The following is a 15,549-nucleotide window of genomic DNA, read 5'->3' as shown; positions in this document are numbered from 1 at the left end:
CTGTCCTGTGTCCTCACAGCTCGGCGCGGACCGCCGCGGCCGCCTCCTGGGTGGACAGGTCCCCGCCCAGGTCCGGGGTGACGCGTCCCTTGGCGATCGCGGCCGTGACGGCCCGGCGCAGGGCGTCGGCCTCAGCGGTCAGCTCCAGCCGCTCGTAGAGCAGCGCCGCGGTCAGGACGGTCGCCAGCGGGTTGGCGATGCCCTTCCCCGCGATGTCCGGGGCCGTTCCGTGGACCGGCTCGTACAGGCCGAAGCCGGTCTCCGGGTTGAGACTCGCCGAGGCGGCCAGACCGAGACCGCCCGCCAGGGCGGCCGTGAGGTCGCTGAGGATGTCACCGTAGGAGTTGTTCGTCACGACGACCTCGAACTCGGTGGGGTCCGTGACGAGTTTCATCGCGGCGGCGTCCACATACAGGTGCGAGACGTGCTTGTCCGGGTGGCGTTCGGCGGCCTCCCGCCAGCAGCGCTGCCACAGGCCGCCGCCCGAGCGGACCGCGTTGGCCTTGTCGACCATGCAGACCTTCTCCGCGGCCACCGAGAAGGCGAAGTCGATGATGCGGGAGACACCGTGGTACGTGCTGATGTCGGCGTCCACCGCCGTCTCCCACGGGGTCGCCACGCGAAGGGCCCCGCCGACGCCGCTGTACAGCCCCTCGGTGTTCTCGCGGACGATCACACAGTCGACGGCCCGCTTCGAGGGGTCGCGCAGGGGACTGAGCCGATCCTGCCACAGTCTGGCGGGGCGGTAGTTGGCGTACAGGTCGAACTCCAGGCGGAGTCTGAGCAGGACACTGCGCACATAGTCGGTGTCCTCCAGCGCGGGATCGCCGAAGGCACCGAGCAGCACCGCGGAGCCCGCGGTGATCCGTGCAAGGTCCCCGTCCGTCAGCGCGTGCCCGCTCCGCCGGTACGCGGACGCGTTCACATGATCCAGCACGTCGAAGGAGAGCGGGGCGTCCAGCGCCTCCAGCGTGCTCAAGGTGGCTTCGACGACCTCGGGACCGATGCCGTCGCCCGGCAGGACCGTCACAACCCTCAAGGGTGACCTCCGCAAAAGATGGCGCCGGCCCGGTTGACCGGCAGGGGGCACGCCGCCCGGCTCCGTGAGGGCCCCGCCACGGCCGTCCCTGCACGCTAGCCAGCGCGGGACCCCGGTGTGCCGGACCTTGCGCCGATCTTTCAGCTCCGCCCCAGGCCCGTCACGTGGCGGATTCTGTCCGTTGCCGTCCCCGATCTGGACCCCGCGGTTCTCGGTCGCCACGACCTGGTACTTGCCCGACTGGTTCCCGGCCTGATCGGTCAGTGCGAGCGACCGTCGAGCCGCCCTCAACAACGCGGCGTCCTGGGCGGCCCCGGCCTCCTCCAGGGATCGGCGGAGTGCATCGCGACGGGCCTGCGGACGGGCCAACTGAAGCTCGACCAGGCCGTGTTCCCCGCCGCCGGTGAGCAGGAGCCGCCGAACCCCGGACTGTGCCGGGCATCCTCCGGGACCTGGCGACGCGGGAAAACCTGTACAGCCCCCTGCGGTCCCGGGCGATCGCCGGACCGGCGAGGCGCCAGGAGGACTCCGTGCCGGACGTGCTGTTCGCCGTCGCGGCGGACACCGACGTGGAGGAGTCCGCCCGACGTCTGGCCGCCCGGGCGCTCATGGCCCGGGGCGATGCCCGGGCCCCGGATCAACTGCACGCGCCGGCCGCGGCATCGGCGTTGCGCCCCGCGACGAGGGAAACGGAGCAGCTCCGCGGCTGCTTCCGAGCGCCCGCCAAGGGCCATCACCCTCATCGGTGCCGCGGGTCATGCCGGGCTACAGCGCGGAATTGAAGTTGATGGTCTGGTGATTGTGGTGACCGATCTGCACAGCTGCCGGTCCGTTGAAGTTGTGCCGGACGGGTGCGCGTTCGGTCTCGGACGGCGCGGTCCGCGCGTCCCGGGGCGGCAACCGCGGGAGGGAACCGAGTGCGGGCTCCGTCTCGTAGGCTCCGACTCCGGGGGCCTCCGCCCCTTCCGCGCGTCGCTTGTAGGCGGGTGAGGCAATCGTCAGTACATGGTCGGCCGCCTCGAACTCCCGCTGCACCCAGGCGGCCCAGTCCTGGGGCCGCTCCGCGGCCGGCCGGTCCGACCGTGCGTCGATGCCATGACGTCGCGGCAGGATCCACAGCGCACGCACCCGGTCCGCGTGAGCACCGTCGCCGGCCTCGTGCGCGTAGGAGATGAAGACCCGAGGGCCATCGGGCGAGACGCTGCCGGTCTCTCCGCCCTCAGTCGTACGTGTCATCTTGGAGTCCTGGTTGTTGCGCCGCCCGCGGCTGACCGTGCTGTCATGTGCGGAGTTGACGGCACGGTGAGTCACCTCGGACCCGCACGAAGACGCCACCATTGTAGAGCTGCGGCGGCTTGCGCTCAGCCCCGTCCGGGAGGTCGGGTACCCGACCCACTCCGGCCGACGGCTGTTTTTCCGACGCACCGCCGGTCGTGCTCCAAGGGTTCCTTCCACAGGTGACCGGGTGAACCTCGGCCGCCCTGCAAGGTGACGGTCGCCGCGCACCCCTCCACCGGCTACCGGTTCACCAGCTGGGTGGTCGACGCGCACTTCAGCCAGACCCCGTGAACGGCGCCGAGCCGTCGGCGTCGCCCCCTACAAGGTGCGCCCCTCCGCATCCGTCAGCGTCGCGAAGGCCGCGTGGGCGAAGTCGAGGACACCGATCTCGTCGCGCGCCGCCTCCGGCAGGCGGGCGTAGGTGAGCCGCAGGGCGCGCAGCACGCCCACTCCCGCGCGGGCCAGGACGGACGCCCGCAGCACGCTCTCCGGCGCGGCCGGGTCGGCACCGTCCACCGTCATACGGTCCAGGAACGCCGATGCGACGGCTTCCTCCAGGTCGAACAGGAGGAAGCGCTCGCCGCGCCCGGACGGAGCGGTCGACAGGGGCTGCGGTCCGGCGAGGAGGATCCCGGCGGCCCAGTCATCGCGAGCGGCGAGGTCCAGGACGGCGTTGCGCAGGGCCGCGAGGGGAGATTCGCCCTGCGGGCGGGCCCGGATCGCCTCCTCCAACAGCGGGATGAAGTCCCGGACGTGCTGCAGGATCAGGCTCTCCTTGGAGGGGAAGTAGCGGAAGAAGGTCCGCTCCCCGACGCCCGCGGCGGCGGCGATGTCCCGCACGGTCGTCGCCTCGTAGCCGTTTTCCTGGAACAGCCGCGCCGCCGCGTGGATCAGCGCCTCATGCGTGCGCCGCTTGTTCTGTTCCCTGCGTCCGGGTTCTGTCGCGCTCTCCACACCCCGAGTATCGCAGCCCCGGAAAAATTTGGCAGTCCTGCCACTTTGTTATTGTGGCAGGACTGCCAGTTTTTGGGACCGCTTTCTCACCCTGGAGCGCCATGCCCGCCTTCCTCCACCGCCTCGGGCGCCTCGCCTTCCGCCGCCGACGACGCATGCTGGCCCTGTGGTTGGCGCTGGTCGCGGCCGCCGTGGTCTGCATGACGGCCTTCGGTGGCACCGGCAAGCTCGACAACACCTTCTCGATCCCCGGCTCCGAGTCCCAGCGGGCCCTGGACCGGATGAAGACCGACTTCCCCACCTTCTCCGGCACGAGCGCGCAGATCGTGTTCACCGCGGCGGACGGCCAGAAGGTGACCGACCCGGCCGACAGCGCCCGTATCCGGGCCGCTCTGGACGCGGCCGGTTCCTCGCCCCAAGTCGCCAAGGTGGTGAGCCCGTTCGACGCTCATACCATCTCCGCCGACGGCACCACCGCCGTCGCACAGGTGCGCTACGAGGTCCCACAGAGCGCGTTGGAGCCGAACGCGCTGGACGCGCTCAAGTCCGCCGTGGCCGGGGCGAACCAGCAGGGCATGCGCGTCGACGTCGGCGGCTCCGCGTTCGGCAACGCCCCGTCGGAGTCCCACAGCAGCGACATCATCGGCATCGGCGTCGCCCTGGTCATCCTCACTCTGACCTTCGGCTCCCTGCTGACCGCCGGAATCCCCGTCGTCACGGCGCTCTTCGGCGTCGCCACGGCCATCTTCGGCGCGCTGTCGCTCACCGGGACCGTCTCGATCTCCTCGACCGCGCAGAGCCTGGCCCTGATGATCGGGCTCGCGGTCGGCATCGACTACGCCCTGTTCATCGTCAGCCGCCACCGGTTCCACCTCGCCCACGGCATGGAGCCGGAGGAGTCGGCCGCCCTGGCGGTGGGCACGGCGGGCAGTGCCGTGGTGTTCGCCGGACTGACCGTGGTCATCGCGATGACCGGCCTCACCGTGGTCGGCATCCCCTATCTGACGGCCATGGGACTGGCGGCCGCCGGTGCGGTGCTGATCGCCGTACTGGTCGCGACCACACTGCTGCCCGCGATCCTCGGCTTCGCCGGTACGCGCCTGACGCCCAGGCCGGGCTCCCGCGCGACGCGCCGCGAGCGCGCCATCGGCGGTGTGGGCGAGAACGCCACCGGCGCGAACGGCGTGAGCGGTTCCGGGGAGAACGGCGCGAGCGGTACTGCCGACAACGGCGTGAGCCGTACCGGTGAGCGCCCCTCGAGCCATACCGGCGAGCACGTCGTGGGGTCGGCCGCCAACGCCGCCGAGCGCTGGTTCCGGCTGGTCACCCGCCGTCCCCTGCTGACCCTGGTCGCGGTGGTGGCCTCCCTCGGCGCGCTGGCCTGGCCCGCCCACGACATGCGCCTCGCCCTGCCCGACAACGGCACCGCGCCCAGCTCCTCCTCACAGCGCGTCGCCTTCGACGAGGTCGGCGAGAAGCTCGGGCCCGGTTTCAACGGCCCGCTCCTCGTGTTGGCCGACACCGGCCACAGCTCCGACCCCACCACGGCCGCCCAGCGGGTCGCCGCCGCCATCGGCGCGCTGCCCGACGTGGCCACCGTCGGCAAGCCCGTGGCCAATCCGGCCACGCACACCGCGCTCATCCAGGTGATACCGGACAGCGCGCCCAGCGACCCGGCGACCAAGACCCTGGTGAACACCATCCGCGACGACCGGGCCGCGATCCTGCGGGACACCGGCGCCACCGTCCAGGTCACCGGCAGCACGGCCGTGAGCGTCGACGTCGCCGCGAAGCTGAACTCGGCACTGATCCCCTTCGCCACCGTCGTGATCGGGCTGTCGCTGCTCCTGCTGCTCCTGGTCTTCCGCTCACTGGTGGTGCCCCTCAAGGCCGCAGCGGGCTTCCTTCTCTCCATCGCGGCGACCCTCGGCGCGGCGGTCGGCGTCTTCCAACTGGGCCATCTCGGCAACCTGATCGGTATGGACACCACCGGACCGGTCAGCAGCTTCCTGCCGATCATCCTGCTGGCCGTGCTGTTCGGCCTCGCGATGGACTACGAGGTCTTCCTCGTCTCGAGGATGCGGGAGTCCTACCTCCGCACCGGGAATCCGCTGGGCGCGGTGCACAGCGGCGCGCGGCACAGCGGCCGCGTCGTGACGGCCGCGGCCCTGATCATGACCTCGGTCTTCGCCGCCTTCCTCACCTCCGACAGCACGATGCTCAAACAGATCGCCTTCGCACTCGCCGCCGGTGTCCTGCTCGACGCGTTCGTCATCCGGATGACCTTCGTCCCGGCCGTCCTGGCACTGACCCGGCACGCGGCCTGGTGGCTGCCGAAGTGGCTGGAGCGCCGCCTTCCCGACCTCGACATCGAGGGCGACCGGCTCGACCACGCGCACGCCGCGGCCCTACCGGAAACCGCGCCCGGACCCCGTACCGGGGCGGACGACGCCGAAGGCGCGAGGGCGTCGGCCACCCCGTCGACGGCCGACTGACGACACCTCACCTCCGCCCCGCCGGATCCGGTGATCCGGCGGGGCGGAGCGTCGGCCGACGGCCCTACGGGATCGCCTCCCCCGCGACAACGATCTCCGCCACGCCGTCCCGGTCCTCGCTGACCTCCCGGTCCTCGCCGACTTCGCGGTGCTTGCTGACATCGCGGTCCTCGCTGACCTCCCGGTCCTTCGTGATTTCGCGGTCCTTCTTGAACTGAGTGCGGTACAGCTCCGCGTACCGGCCCTCCGCCGTGAGCAACTCCTCGTGCGTGCCCCGCTCCACGATCCGCCCGGCCTCCACCACGAGGATCACGTCGGCGGTCCGGACGGTGGACAGCCGGTGCGCGATCACCACGGCCGTACGCCCTTCCAGCGCCTCGGTGAGCGCCTCCTGGACGGCCGCCTCCGAGGTGTTGTCCAGATGGGCGGTGGCCTCGTCGAGGATGACGACACGCTGGCGGGCGAGGAGCAGTCGGGCGATGGTCATGCGCTGGCGCTCGCCGCCGGAGAGACGGTAGCCGCGCTCGCCGACCACGGTGTCGAGACCGTCGGGCAGGGAGCGTACGAGGTCTTCGAGACGGGACCTGCGCAGTACGTCCCACAGGTCGTCCTCCGTCGCGGAGGGACGGGCCAGGAGCAGGTTGGCGCGTACCGAGTCGTGGAAGAGGTGACCGTCCTGGGTGACCATGCCGAGGGTCGCGCGCATCGACTCGGCGCTCAGGTCGCGGACGTCGACGCCGCCGATGCGGACGGTGCCCTCGTCGGTGTCGTACAGGCGCGGCAGCAGTTGGGCGATGGTCGACTTGCCGGCGCCGGAGGAGCCGACGAGGGCGACGGTCTGGCCGGGCTCGGCGCGGAAGGACACGCCGTGCAGGACCTCGGCGCCGCCCCGGGTGTCGAGGGCGGCGACCTCCTCCAGGGAGGCGAGGGAGACCTTGTCGGCGGAGGGGTAGGCGAAGCGGACGTCCTGGAACTCCACGGCCGCCGGGCCTTCCGGGACCGTACGGGCGTCCGGCTTCTCCTCGATGAGCGGCTTGAGGTCGAGCACCTCGAAGACGCGCTCGAAACTCACCAGGGCGCTCATGACCTCGACGCGCGCCCCGGCGAGCGAGGTGAGCGGCGCGTACAGGCGGGTCAGCAGCAGCGCCAGTGAGACGACGGCGCCCGGCTCCAGGCTGCCGCGCAGCGCGAACCAGCCGCCGAGCCCGTACACGAGCGCGAGGGCCAGGGCGGAGACCAGCGTGAGGGCCGTGATGAACGCCGACTGCGCCATCGCCGTACGCACCCCGATGTCCCGCACCCGCCGGGCCCGCGCCGCGAACTCCGCGGACTCGTCCTCGGGCCGTCCGAAGAGCTTGATGAGCGTGGCGCCGGGCGCGGAGAACCGCTCGGTCATCCGGGTGCCCATCGACGCGTTCAGGTTCGCCGCCTCCCGTTGCAGACGTGCCATCCGGCTGCCCGTCCGCCGCGCGGGCACCACGAACACCGGCAGCAGCACCAGCGCGAGCAGGGTGATCTGCCAGGACAGGGTGAGCATGACGGCGAGGGTGAGCAGCAGGGTGACGAGATTGCTGACGACTCCCGACAGTGTGTTGCTGAAGGCGCGTTGGGCGCCGATCACGTCGTTGTTGAGTCGGCTGACCAGCGCGCCCGTACGGGTACGTGTGAAGAACGCGACCGGCATGCGCTGCACATGATCGAACACAGCCGTCCGCAGATCGAGGATGAGCCCCTCGCCGAGCGTCGCCGACAGCCAGCGGCCGAGGAGCCCGAGCGCCGCCTCGGCGAGCGCGATGAGTGCGATGAGCACGGCAAGGCGGATGACGGTGGCTTCGTCGCCGCCGGACACGATGGCGTCCACGACGCGCCCCGCGAGCACCGGCGTCGCGACGGCCAGCAGCGCGGTCAGCACGCTGAGAACCACGAACTGGCCGATACGGCGGCGATGCGGACGGGCGAAGGCGGCGATGCGACGCAGGGTCGCGCGGGCGAAGGGACGACGCTCCTGCTGCGCGTTCATGACGCTGTACAGCTGGGTCCAGGCTGTGCTCTCCATGCTCATGGGAGTGACCGTAGGACCTCAAGCATCGTTGAGGTCAATGTTTCCTGGACAAAGTCCACGCACACGACGGAAAGCGCGCGGGAACACACCGGGGAACGCGTCGCAGAACACAGCGAAGAACATAGTAAGGAATCCATGACGGCACCCACGACGGCGACGCCCCCTCCCGCACCTTGCCCGGCACGTCAGCCGCCGGACGCGCGCCCGCAACCCCCCGTTGGCGCGGCGTGGAGAACCTCTCCCGATGTGACAGCGGTTCGACTTCCCCAGAAGCTTCCCCAGGGGTTCCCCCAAGGATCCCGACGCTTCCCGCTCAGGTCGGTCCTGTGCCTGATCCCGCTCGCCCTCGTCCTGGTCGTCGCGGCGCGGCATCGGTCCGTCCTCATGGAGGGCTTCGGCCATCTGCGCTCGGCCGAATGGCCGTGGCTGCTGGCCGCCGCCGCCGCGACCTGCCTGACCTGGGTCGCCGCGGCCTCCGCCCGGCAGGGCTCGGTCGTGCAGCGCCTGCCCGCGCGCCGGCTGCTCGCCACCCAGTTCGCCGCGGGCGCGGCCAACCACCTGCTGCCGACCGGTCTCGGTGCCAGCGCGGTCAATCTGCGCTTCATGACCGTGTGCGGCGTCCCGCTCGCCCGCTCCTCCGCCGCGCTCGCGCTCTACATGCTCGCGGAGTCGATCGCACGGCTCACCCTCCTGGTGGGCCTGCTCATCGCGTTCCCCGGAGCCCTGCACATCGGACCCCTTCTCCCCTCAGGCACGATCGGCCCCTTGCTGCTCGCCGCGGGAGCGGTCCTGCTGGCCGCGGTGGCCACGCTTCTTCTCGTACGACGGCTGCGCAGGGCCGTGTTCTCGTTCCTGCGCACCGCGCTCGGCGAGGCCCGCTCCGTGCACTCCCGTCCGGCACGCGCGCTCGCCCTGTGGGGCGGATCGCTCGCCTTCCCGCTGCTGCAGGCCGCCGGGCTGACCGCGGTCGGTCAGGCGATGAACCTGGCGGTGCCGCCCCTGCACATGGCGCTCGCGTATCTGGCGGCGACGGCGGCCGTCGCGATGGTGCCCACGCCGGGCGGCATCGGTTCGGTGGAGGCCGCGCTGATCGTCGCGCTGGTGGCGGCGGGCGGCCCGGTGGCCGTGGCGACGGCGGTCGTGCTGGCCTACCGGATCATCACGGTGTGGGTGCCGCTGCTGCCCGGGGCGCTGACGCTGGGGGCACTGGTCCGTCTGAAGGTGATCTGAGCGGCACGGATCCGCGCCGCCGGCAGCTCCGGAGTAGCCTCCCCGTACGCCGCTCAGGAGAAGGCGTACACGGCCGCGAGAAGGAGACACCACGATGTCGGTCCGGATCGAACGCCAGGGGTACGTCACCACGGTCGTCCTCTCCCGCCCCGCCGCCCGCAACGCCGTGGACGGGCCGACCGCCGCCGAACTCGCCGACGCCTTCCGGGAGTTCGAGGCGGACGAGACGGCCCGGGTGGCGGTGCTCTGGGGCGAGGGCGGCACGTTCTGCGCCGGCGCGGACCTCAAGACGATCGGCACCGAGCACGGCAACAGGGTCGCGCAGGACGGTGACGGGCCGATGGGTCCCACTCGGCTGCGGCTGTCCAAACCGGTCATCGCGGCGGTCGCGGGGCATGCCGTGGCGGGCGGCCTGGAACTGGCGCTCTGGTGCGATCTACGGGTCGCCGAGCAGGACGCCGTATTCGGCGTCTTCTGTCGCCGCTGGGGCGTCCCGCTCATCGACGGCGGCACCGTACGGCTCCCCCGCCTCATCGGCGCCAGCCGTGCGATGGACATGATCCTCACCGGCCGCGCGGTCCCGGCCGCCGAGGCGTACGAGATGGGCCTCGCCAACCGGCTCGTCCCGACCGGCCGCGCCCGGGCCGAGGCCGAGGAACTCGCCGCGGCCATCGCCGACTTCCCGCAGTCCTGTCTGCGCAGCGACCGCGCGTCGGTCCTCGACCAGGAGGGCCTGGTCGAGGAGGCGGCCATGCGCGTCGAACTCCGTCACGGCATGGACGTGTTGGCCGAGGGCATGGAGGGGGCCGCCCGCTTCGCGTCGGGAGCCGGGCGGCACGGCTCGTTCACGGCGAGGTAGCGGGCCGGTGCCTGTGCTGTGTCGCGGCCCGTCGGCTCGATCGGGTCGGTCTCGATCGGGTCGGTCTCGACCGAATCGGCCCCGGCCGAGACCCTGGTGACGGGTCGGCAGGTGTGGTCGGCAGGTGTGCCGGAGACGTGTGGGCCCGGTAACGGACGTACCCGCGAGTACGGCAGGATGAGAGATCACCCCGGACGACGAACACACATCCGGGCGTGATCGTGCATTCCCGGATTCGAGCAGGTGGCAAGTGACGACACAGCACATCCGGCCCGCGGGCCTTCCCCTCCGTCGCACGGGAGGCGGCCGGTGAAACACTCCCTCACACTGGACGACCTGATGATGGCCGGGATCCCCGTGGTGGCGGGTCTGCTGGCCGCGTTCCTGCTGCGCATACTGCTGCGCTGGCTCGGCAAGCACGCCTCGCGCACCCGGTGGAGCGGTGACGACTTCATCGTCGACGCGCTGCGCACGCTCGTCCCCTGGGGAGCGATCGCCGCGGGCGTCTCGGCGGCGGGCGCGGTGCTTCCGCTGACGGCTCCGGTCGGACGCAACGTCAACAGGGTCCTGACCGTCGTCCTCATCTTCGTCGCGACCCTGACCGCGGCCCGGGTCATCACCGGCCTCGTCCGGTCGCTGGCCCAGTCCCGCTCGGGTGTCGCGGGTTCAGCCACCATCTTCGTCAACATCACCCGGGTCGTGGTGCTGGCGATGGGCTTCCTCGTCATGCTGCAGACGCTGGGCATCTCCATAGCCCCGCTGCTCACGGCCCTGGGTGTGGGCGGTCTCGCGGTGGCGCTCGCCCTTCAGGACACCCTCGCCAACCTCTTCGCGGGCGTCCACATCCTCGCCTCGAAGACGGTCCAGCCCGGCGACTACATCCGCCTCAGCAGCGGCGAGGAGGGCTACGTCGTGGACATCAACTGGCGGAACACGACGGTCCGTCAGCTCTCCAACAACCTGGTCATCATCCCCAACGCGCAGCTCGCGGGCACCAACATGACCAACTTCAACCGCCCCGAGCAGCAGATGACCCTCATCGTCCAGGTCGGCGTCGGCTACGACAGCGACCTGGAGCACGTCGAGCGCGTGACCACCGAGGTCGTCGCCGAGACGATGACCGAGATCACCGGCGCCGTCCCGGACCACGAGCCCGCCGTCCGCTTCCACACCTTCGGCGACTCCCGCATCAGCTTCAGCGTCATCCTCGGCGTCGGGGAGTTCAGCGACCAGTACCGGATCAAGCACGAGTTCATCAAGCGCCTGCACAAGCGGTACCGGGACGAGGGCATCCGGATCCCGGCGCCCACGCGGACGGTGGCGCTGCAGCCGGGCGGGGCCGAGCTGCTGGAGGCGGGCATCCCGCACCAGCGCGAGGTCACGTCGAGGAGGTAGAGCGGGGCGGGGGCGAGCCCCGCCCGCCTCCCTGGTCCGTGTGCTGTCAGGGCCGGCCCGTGAGCTGTCAGAGGGTGGCGGTCGAGTCGGGGTAGTGGCCGGGCTCGCGGTTGCGCGGCGAGAGGGAGTACTCGACGCGGACGGTCACCCGGGCGTGCTCCCGCAGAGGGCGCGCCGGGGTGACCCGCAGCTTTTCGCCCGTTTGTTCGAATATCGCCGCGCGGCCGCCGACCCGCACGGAACGGATGTCCAGACCGAACGCGTCGAGCGAGAAGTGGGAGAGGTCCTGGGTCGCGCGCAGGGTGAGGGTCGCGGTGGCGTCGACCAGGCGGGTCGTCGCGTCGTAGGAGAAGTCGAGGTGGTACGCGGTGACGTGGTAGCCGTCGTTGCCGAGAGCCGGGAAGACGCGGGATCGGGATCGGGATCGGGCAGGGTCTCCGCGCCGGGGGTGCCCCCACCCCATAAGACCGGGGTCTGGGCCTTCGCCGCCGAGGTCCCCGCGGTGAGCGCCGCGGCCGTGCCGATCAGCGCGGCTGCCGGGGCCGTCACTCTCGTGCGATATCTCATGGTTCGCTTTCGGTCGCAAGGACGAGGTGGTCAGGTGGGCGTTCGTCCAGCAGGAATGGGAGAGCGCTGAGGGCGGTTGCCTGCGGCGCGCCATTTCCTGTTCACGGCGATGGCGGGCGGACCCCTGTCGAGCCGGGGTCGTTCACGAGATATCTTGATGTCGAGCAATGTTGCAGACGTGGAGCGGAGCACCCGGTGACTGACTCGACCATCATTTACACGCACACTGACGAGGCCCCGGCCCTGGCGACGTATTCGTTCCTGCCGGTCGTCCAGGCGTACGCCTCGCAGGCGGGTGTCACTGTGGAGACCCGTGACATCTCGCTGGCCGGGCGCATCCTCGCGCTCTTCCCCGAGTTCCTCGAGGAGGGCCAGCGCGTTCCCGACGCCCTCGCCGAGCTCGGTGACCTGGCCAAGACGCCCGAGGCCAACATCATCAAGCTGCCGAACGTCTCGGCCTCGATCCCGCAGCTGAAGGCCGCGGTCGCCGAGCTCCAGGAGCAGGGCTACGCGCTTCCGGCCTACCCGGACGACCCGAAGTCGGACGAGGAGCGCGACATCCGCGCCCGTTACGACAAGGTCAAGGGCTCCGCCGTGAACCCGGTCCTGCGCGAGGGCAACTCCGACCGCCGCGCCCCCGCGTCGGTCAAGAACTACGCCAAGACCCACCCGCACCGCATGGGCGCCTGGACCCCCGAGTCCAAGACCAACGTCGCCACCATGGGCGCCGACGACTTCCGCTCCACCGAGAAGTCCGCGGTGATCTCCGAGGCGGGCTCGCTCCGGATCGAGCTGGCGGGCGACGACGGCTCCACCACCGTGCTGCGCGAGTCCGTACCCGTCCTCGCGGGCGAGGTCGTCGACGCGTCCGTCATGCACGTCGCGCCGCTGCGCGAGTTCCTCACGGCGCAGATCGCCCGGGCCAAGGCCGAGGACGTGCTGTTCTCCGTGCACCTCAAGGCCACGATGATGAAGGTCTCCGACCCGATCGTCTTCGGCCACGTCGTACGCGCCTTCTTCCCCAAGACGTTCGCGAAGTACGGCGAGACGTTCGCCGCCGCCGGTCTGACCCCGAACGACGGTCTGGGCGGCATCTTCAAGGGCCTCGAGGCGCTGCCCGAGGGCGCCGAGATCAAGGCGTCCTTCGACGCCGAGCTCGCCGAGGGCCCGGCCCTCGCGATGGTCGACTCGGACAAGGGCATCACCAACCTGCACGTCCCCTCCGACGTGATCGTCGACGCCTCCATGCCGGCGATGATCCGCACCTCCGGCCACATGTGGGGCCCGGACGGCCAGGAGGCCGACACCCTCGCCGTCCTCCCGGACAGCAGCTACTCCGGCGTCTACCAGGTCGTCATCGACGACTGCCGCGCCCACGGCGCCTTCGACCCGTCCACCATGGGCTCGGTGCCGAACGTCGGTCTGATGGCGCAGAAGGCCGAGGAGTACGGCAGCCACGACAAGACCTTCGAGATCCCCACCACCGGCACGGTCCGCCTCGTCGACCAGGCCGGCAACGTGGTCCTGGAGCAGGCCGTCGGCGCGGGCGACATCTTCCGCGCCTGCCAGACCAAGGACGACCCGATCAGGGACTGGGTGAAGCTGGCCGTCACCCGCGCCCGCGCCACCGGCGACCCGGCGGTGTTCTGGCTGGACGAGACCCGCGCCCACGACGCGCAGCTGATCGAGAAGATCAACGCGTACCTGCCGGAGCACGACACCGAGGGCCTGGAGATCAAGATCCTGTCCCCGGTCGAGGCGACGAAGTTCTCCCTGGAGCGCATCCGCAAGGGCCTGAACACCATCTCGGTCACCGGCAACGTCCTGCGTGACTACCTGACCGACCTGTTCCCGATCCTGGAGCTGGGCACCAGCGCCAAGATGCTCTCGGTGGTTCCGCTGATGGCGGGTGGCGGCCTCTTCGAGACGGGTGCCGGCGGCTCCGCCCCGAAGCACGTCCAGCAGCTGGTCAAGGAGAACTACCTCCGTTGGGACAGCCTGGGCGAGTTCTTCGCCCTCGCGGCCAGTTTCGAGCACCTCGCGCAGAGCACGGGCAACGCGCGCGCCCAGGTGCTCGCCGACACCCTCGACCGCGCGACGGCGACCTTCCTCAACGAGGACAAGTCGCCGACCCGTCGCGTCGGCGGCATCGACAACCGCGGCAGCCACTTCTACCTGGGCCTGTACTGGGCGCAGGAGTTGGCCAAGCAGACCGACGACGCGGACCTCGCCAAGGCGTTCGCCCCGCTCGCCGAGACGCTGACCGCGCAGGAGCGGACGATCGTCGACGAGCTGCTCGCGGTCCAGGGCAAGCCCGCCGACATCGGCGGCTACTACCAGCCCGACCCGGCCAAGGCCGCGACCGTCATGCGCCCCTCGGCCACCTGGAACGCGACGCTCGCGACCCTCGCCTGACACACCGTCGGCGCCCATGCGTCACCACCGCACCGCCCCGGCCGGGCTCTCCGGCCGGGGCGGTCGCGTGTCCGCCGACGCCTCTGCCCCCGACGGCTCACCCTTACGCGCGCAGGCAGGTGACATCGGCGGTCCACCTGGGTGATCAGCGGTGGCGGGCCGGAACACCCGCTCTTAGCTTCGGCATATGACGAAACGACAGATGGCCTCCCTCGCCTGCACCGCAGCCGTCACAGCGTCGGTGCTGGGTGCCGCCCCGTCGGCCGAGCACCGGACGGTGCTCTGGGTCAAACCCGGCGGGTCGATCCAGAAGGCCGTGAATTCCGCACACCCGGGGGACACCGTCGTCCTCTCCCCCGGCACCTACCACGAGAGCGTCCGCGTCACGGTGTCGAACCTGACGCTGCGCGGCTACGGTGCGCGCTCCACCGTCATCGAGCCGGGCAAGGCCTCCGACAGCTGCGCCAAGGCCGGCAACGGGATCTGTGTCACCGGAACGGACAAAAAGCGCGTCAAGGGCGTCACCGTCAGCTCACTGACCCTCAGAGGCTTCGCCAAGCAGGGCCTGTGGGCGTCGGGCACCGACCGGCTGACGGTCCAGGGAGTGGTCGCCGAGAAGAACGGCCAGTGGGGCATCGCCCAGGAGCGCTCCGTGCGCGGGGTGTTCCGCTACAACGTCGCCCGGAACAACGGCGACGCCGGACTGTTCCTGTCCAACACGGTCAGCACCGAGGAGGGCGCCCGGGACACCCTGGGGACGGTTGTCAGTCACAACCTTCTGGCCGGCAACCGGATCGGCGTCACGGTCCGACGGCTGCGGAACCTGACCGTCGACCACAACGAGGCGACCGGCAACTGCGCCGCGGTGTTCGTCGTGGGCGACGAGAACAAGCCGCGCGTCGGGGCGCTGAGCGTGGTCCGCAACTACGTCCACGCCAACAACAAGTACTGCCCCAAGACCCCCCGCCTGCCCTTCCTGCAGGGCTCCGGAATCGTCCTCACCGGCGCCGAGAAGACACTGGTGGCGGAGAACAGGGTCGAGGACAACGTGGGCACCTCCCCGCTGTCCGGCGGCATCGTGCTCTACAAGAGCTTCGTGGGCGCCGTCAACGAGCGCAACGAGATCCGCGACAACGTGGCGCAGCGCAACGGTAAGGCCGACCTCGCCAACCGCGATCGCGTCAAGGGCAAGGGCAACACCTTCCACGGCAACACCTGTGCACACTCCGAGCCCGCCGGACTGTGCTGACCTCTC

Annotated in this window: 12 protein-coding genes; 7 read left to right on the top strand and 5 right to left on the bottom strand. The window is 70.9% G+C overall.

Going from position 1 to position 15,549, the window contains the following annotated elements; translation table 11 throughout:
- Nucleotides 1–13 precede the first annotated feature (13 nt).
- Both ACFZDJ_RS43495 and ACFZDJ_RS43490 read right to left on the bottom strand, forming a co-directional pair.
- The gene (locus tag ACFZDJ_RS43495; RefSeq protein ID WP_391067826.1) at nucleotides 14–1,030 is read right to left on the bottom strand and encodes an isocitrate/isopropylmalate family dehydrogenase; all 1,017 of its coding nucleotides are present in this window, start codon (nucleotides 1,028–1,030) and stop codon (nucleotides 14–16) included.
- A 774-nt stretch (nucleotides 1,031–1,804) separates the two neighbouring features.
- Nucleotides 1,805–2,275, bottom strand: coding sequence for a hypothetical protein (locus ACFZDJ_RS43490; protein WP_390936798.1), 471 nt, complete (start codon nucleotides 2,273–2,275; stop codon nucleotides 1,805–1,807).
- Nucleotides 2,276–2,527: 252 nt separating this feature from the next.
- On the opposite strand from ACFZDJ_RS43490, the gene ACFZDJ_RS43485 reads away from it, so the two are divergent.
- The gene (locus tag ACFZDJ_RS43485; protein ID WP_391067823.1) at nucleotides 2,528–2,608 is read left to right on the top strand and encodes a hypothetical protein; all 81 of its coding nucleotides are present in this window, start codon (nucleotides 2,528–2,530) and stop codon (nucleotides 2,606–2,608) included.
- A 27-nt stretch (nucleotides 2,609–2,635) separates the two neighbouring features.
- Here the strand turns inward: ACFZDJ_RS43485 and ACFZDJ_RS43480 are convergent, their stop codons facing one another.
- Nucleotides 2,636–3,271 carry a TetR/AcrR family transcriptional regulator gene (locus tag ACFZDJ_RS43480; RefSeq protein WP_384912741.1) on the bottom strand — a complete coding sequence of 212 codons (636 nt, stop codon included), beginning with the start codon at nucleotides 3,269–3,271 and terminating at the stop codon, nucleotides 2,636–2,638.
- A 101-nt stretch (nucleotides 3,272–3,372) separates the two neighbouring features.
- Here ACFZDJ_RS43480 and ACFZDJ_RS43475 point away from each other — a divergent pair, with 101 nt between their 5' ends.
- On the top strand, nucleotides 3,373–5,766 hold the full coding sequence (locus ACFZDJ_RS43475; RefSeq protein ID WP_391067598.1) for an MMPL family transporter: 2,394 nt from the start codon (nucleotides 3,373–3,375) through the stop codon (nucleotides 5,764–5,766).
- Nucleotides 5,767–5,830: 64 nt separating this feature from the next.
- Here ACFZDJ_RS43475 and ACFZDJ_RS43470 read toward each other — a convergent pair whose 3' ends face one another.
- Entirely contained in the window at nucleotides 5,831–7,822 is a 1,992-nt protein-coding gene (locus ACFZDJ_RS43470; protein WP_391067820.1) for an ABC transporter transmembrane domain-containing protein, read from the bottom strand.
- A gap of 252 nt (nucleotides 7,823–8,074) precedes the next feature.
- Between ACFZDJ_RS43470 and ACFZDJ_RS43465 the strand changes: the two genes are divergently transcribed.
- The 3 genes from ACFZDJ_RS43465 (at nucleotide 8,075) to ACFZDJ_RS43455 (ending at nucleotide 11,312) form a co-directional block, all read left to right on the top strand.
- Nucleotides 8,075–9,058, top strand: coding sequence for a lysylphosphatidylglycerol synthase domain-containing protein (locus ACFZDJ_RS43465; protein WP_391067595.1), 984 nt, complete (start codon nucleotides 8,075–8,077; stop codon nucleotides 9,056–9,058).
- Nucleotides 9,059–9,152: 94 nt separating this feature from the next.
- Nucleotides 9,153–9,917 (top strand): crotonase/enoyl-CoA hydratase family protein, encoded by a 765-nt coding sequence (locus ACFZDJ_RS43460; protein WP_390936790.1) that lies wholly within the window; start codon nucleotides 9,153–9,155, stop codon nucleotides 9,915–9,917.
- A gap of 309 nt (nucleotides 9,918–10,226) precedes the next feature.
- The gene (locus tag ACFZDJ_RS43455) at nucleotides 10,227–11,312 is read left to right on the top strand and encodes a mechanosensitive ion channel domain-containing protein (protein WP_390936788.1); all 1,086 of its coding nucleotides are present in this window, start codon (nucleotides 10,227–10,229) and stop codon (nucleotides 11,310–11,312) included.
- 67 nt (nucleotides 11,313–11,379) lie between these two features.
- Here the strand turns inward: ACFZDJ_RS43455 and ACFZDJ_RS43450 are convergent, their stop codons facing one another.
- Nucleotides 11,380–11,775 (bottom strand): hypothetical protein, encoded by a 396-nt coding sequence (locus tag ACFZDJ_RS43450; protein ID WP_391067592.1) that lies wholly within the window; start codon nucleotides 11,773–11,775, stop codon nucleotides 11,380–11,382.
- Between the two features lie 299 nt (nucleotides 11,776–12,074).
- Between ACFZDJ_RS43450 and ACFZDJ_RS43445 the strand changes: the two genes are divergently transcribed.
- Nucleotides 12,075–14,294 (top strand): NADP-dependent isocitrate dehydrogenase, encoded by a 2,220-nt coding sequence (locus ACFZDJ_RS43445; RefSeq protein ID WP_390936784.1) that lies wholly within the window; start codon nucleotides 12,075–12,077, stop codon nucleotides 14,292–14,294.
- Nucleotides 14,295–14,481: 187 nt separating this feature from the next.
- Nucleotides 14,482–15,543 (top strand): right-handed parallel beta-helix repeat-containing protein, encoded by a 1,062-nt coding sequence (locus ACFZDJ_RS43440; RefSeq protein WP_391067589.1) that lies wholly within the window; start codon nucleotides 14,482–14,484, stop codon nucleotides 15,541–15,543.
- The last annotated feature ends 6 nt before the right edge of the window (nucleotides 15,544–15,549 follow it).

This window comes from Streptomyces sp. NPDC007896, assembly GCF_042959425.1.
Lineage (GTDB): Bacteria > Actinomycetota > Actinomycetes > Streptomycetales > Streptomycetaceae > Streptomyces.
This window is presented reverse-complemented; position numbering and strand designations above follow the sequence as displayed.

Bases quoted from the DNA above. Each gene is read 5' to 3' on its own strand.
- ACFZDJ_RS43475 (WP_391067598.1), top strand. From the start codon at position 3,373: ATGCCCGCCTTCCTCCACCGCCTCGGGCGCCTCGCCTTCCGCCGCCGA.
- ACFZDJ_RS43450 (WP_391067592.1), bottom strand. From the start codon at position 11,775: ATGGGGTGGGGGCACCCCCGGCGCGGAGACCCTGCCCGATCCCGATCC.
- ACFZDJ_RS43460 (WP_390936790.1), top strand. From the start codon at position 9,153: ATGTCGGTCCGGATCGAACGCCAGGGGTACGTCACCACGGTCGTCCTC.
- ACFZDJ_RS43490 (WP_390936798.1), bottom strand. From the start codon at position 2,275: ATGACACGTACGACTGAGGGCGGAGAGACCGGCAGCGTCTCGCCCGAT.
- ACFZDJ_RS43470 (WP_391067820.1), bottom strand. From the start codon at position 7,822: ATGGAGAGCACAGCCTGGACCCAGCTGTACAGCGTCATGAACGCGCAG.
- ACFZDJ_RS43440 (WP_391067589.1), top strand. From the start codon at position 14,482: ATGACGAAACGACAGATGGCCTCCCTCGCCTGCACCGCAGCCGTCACA.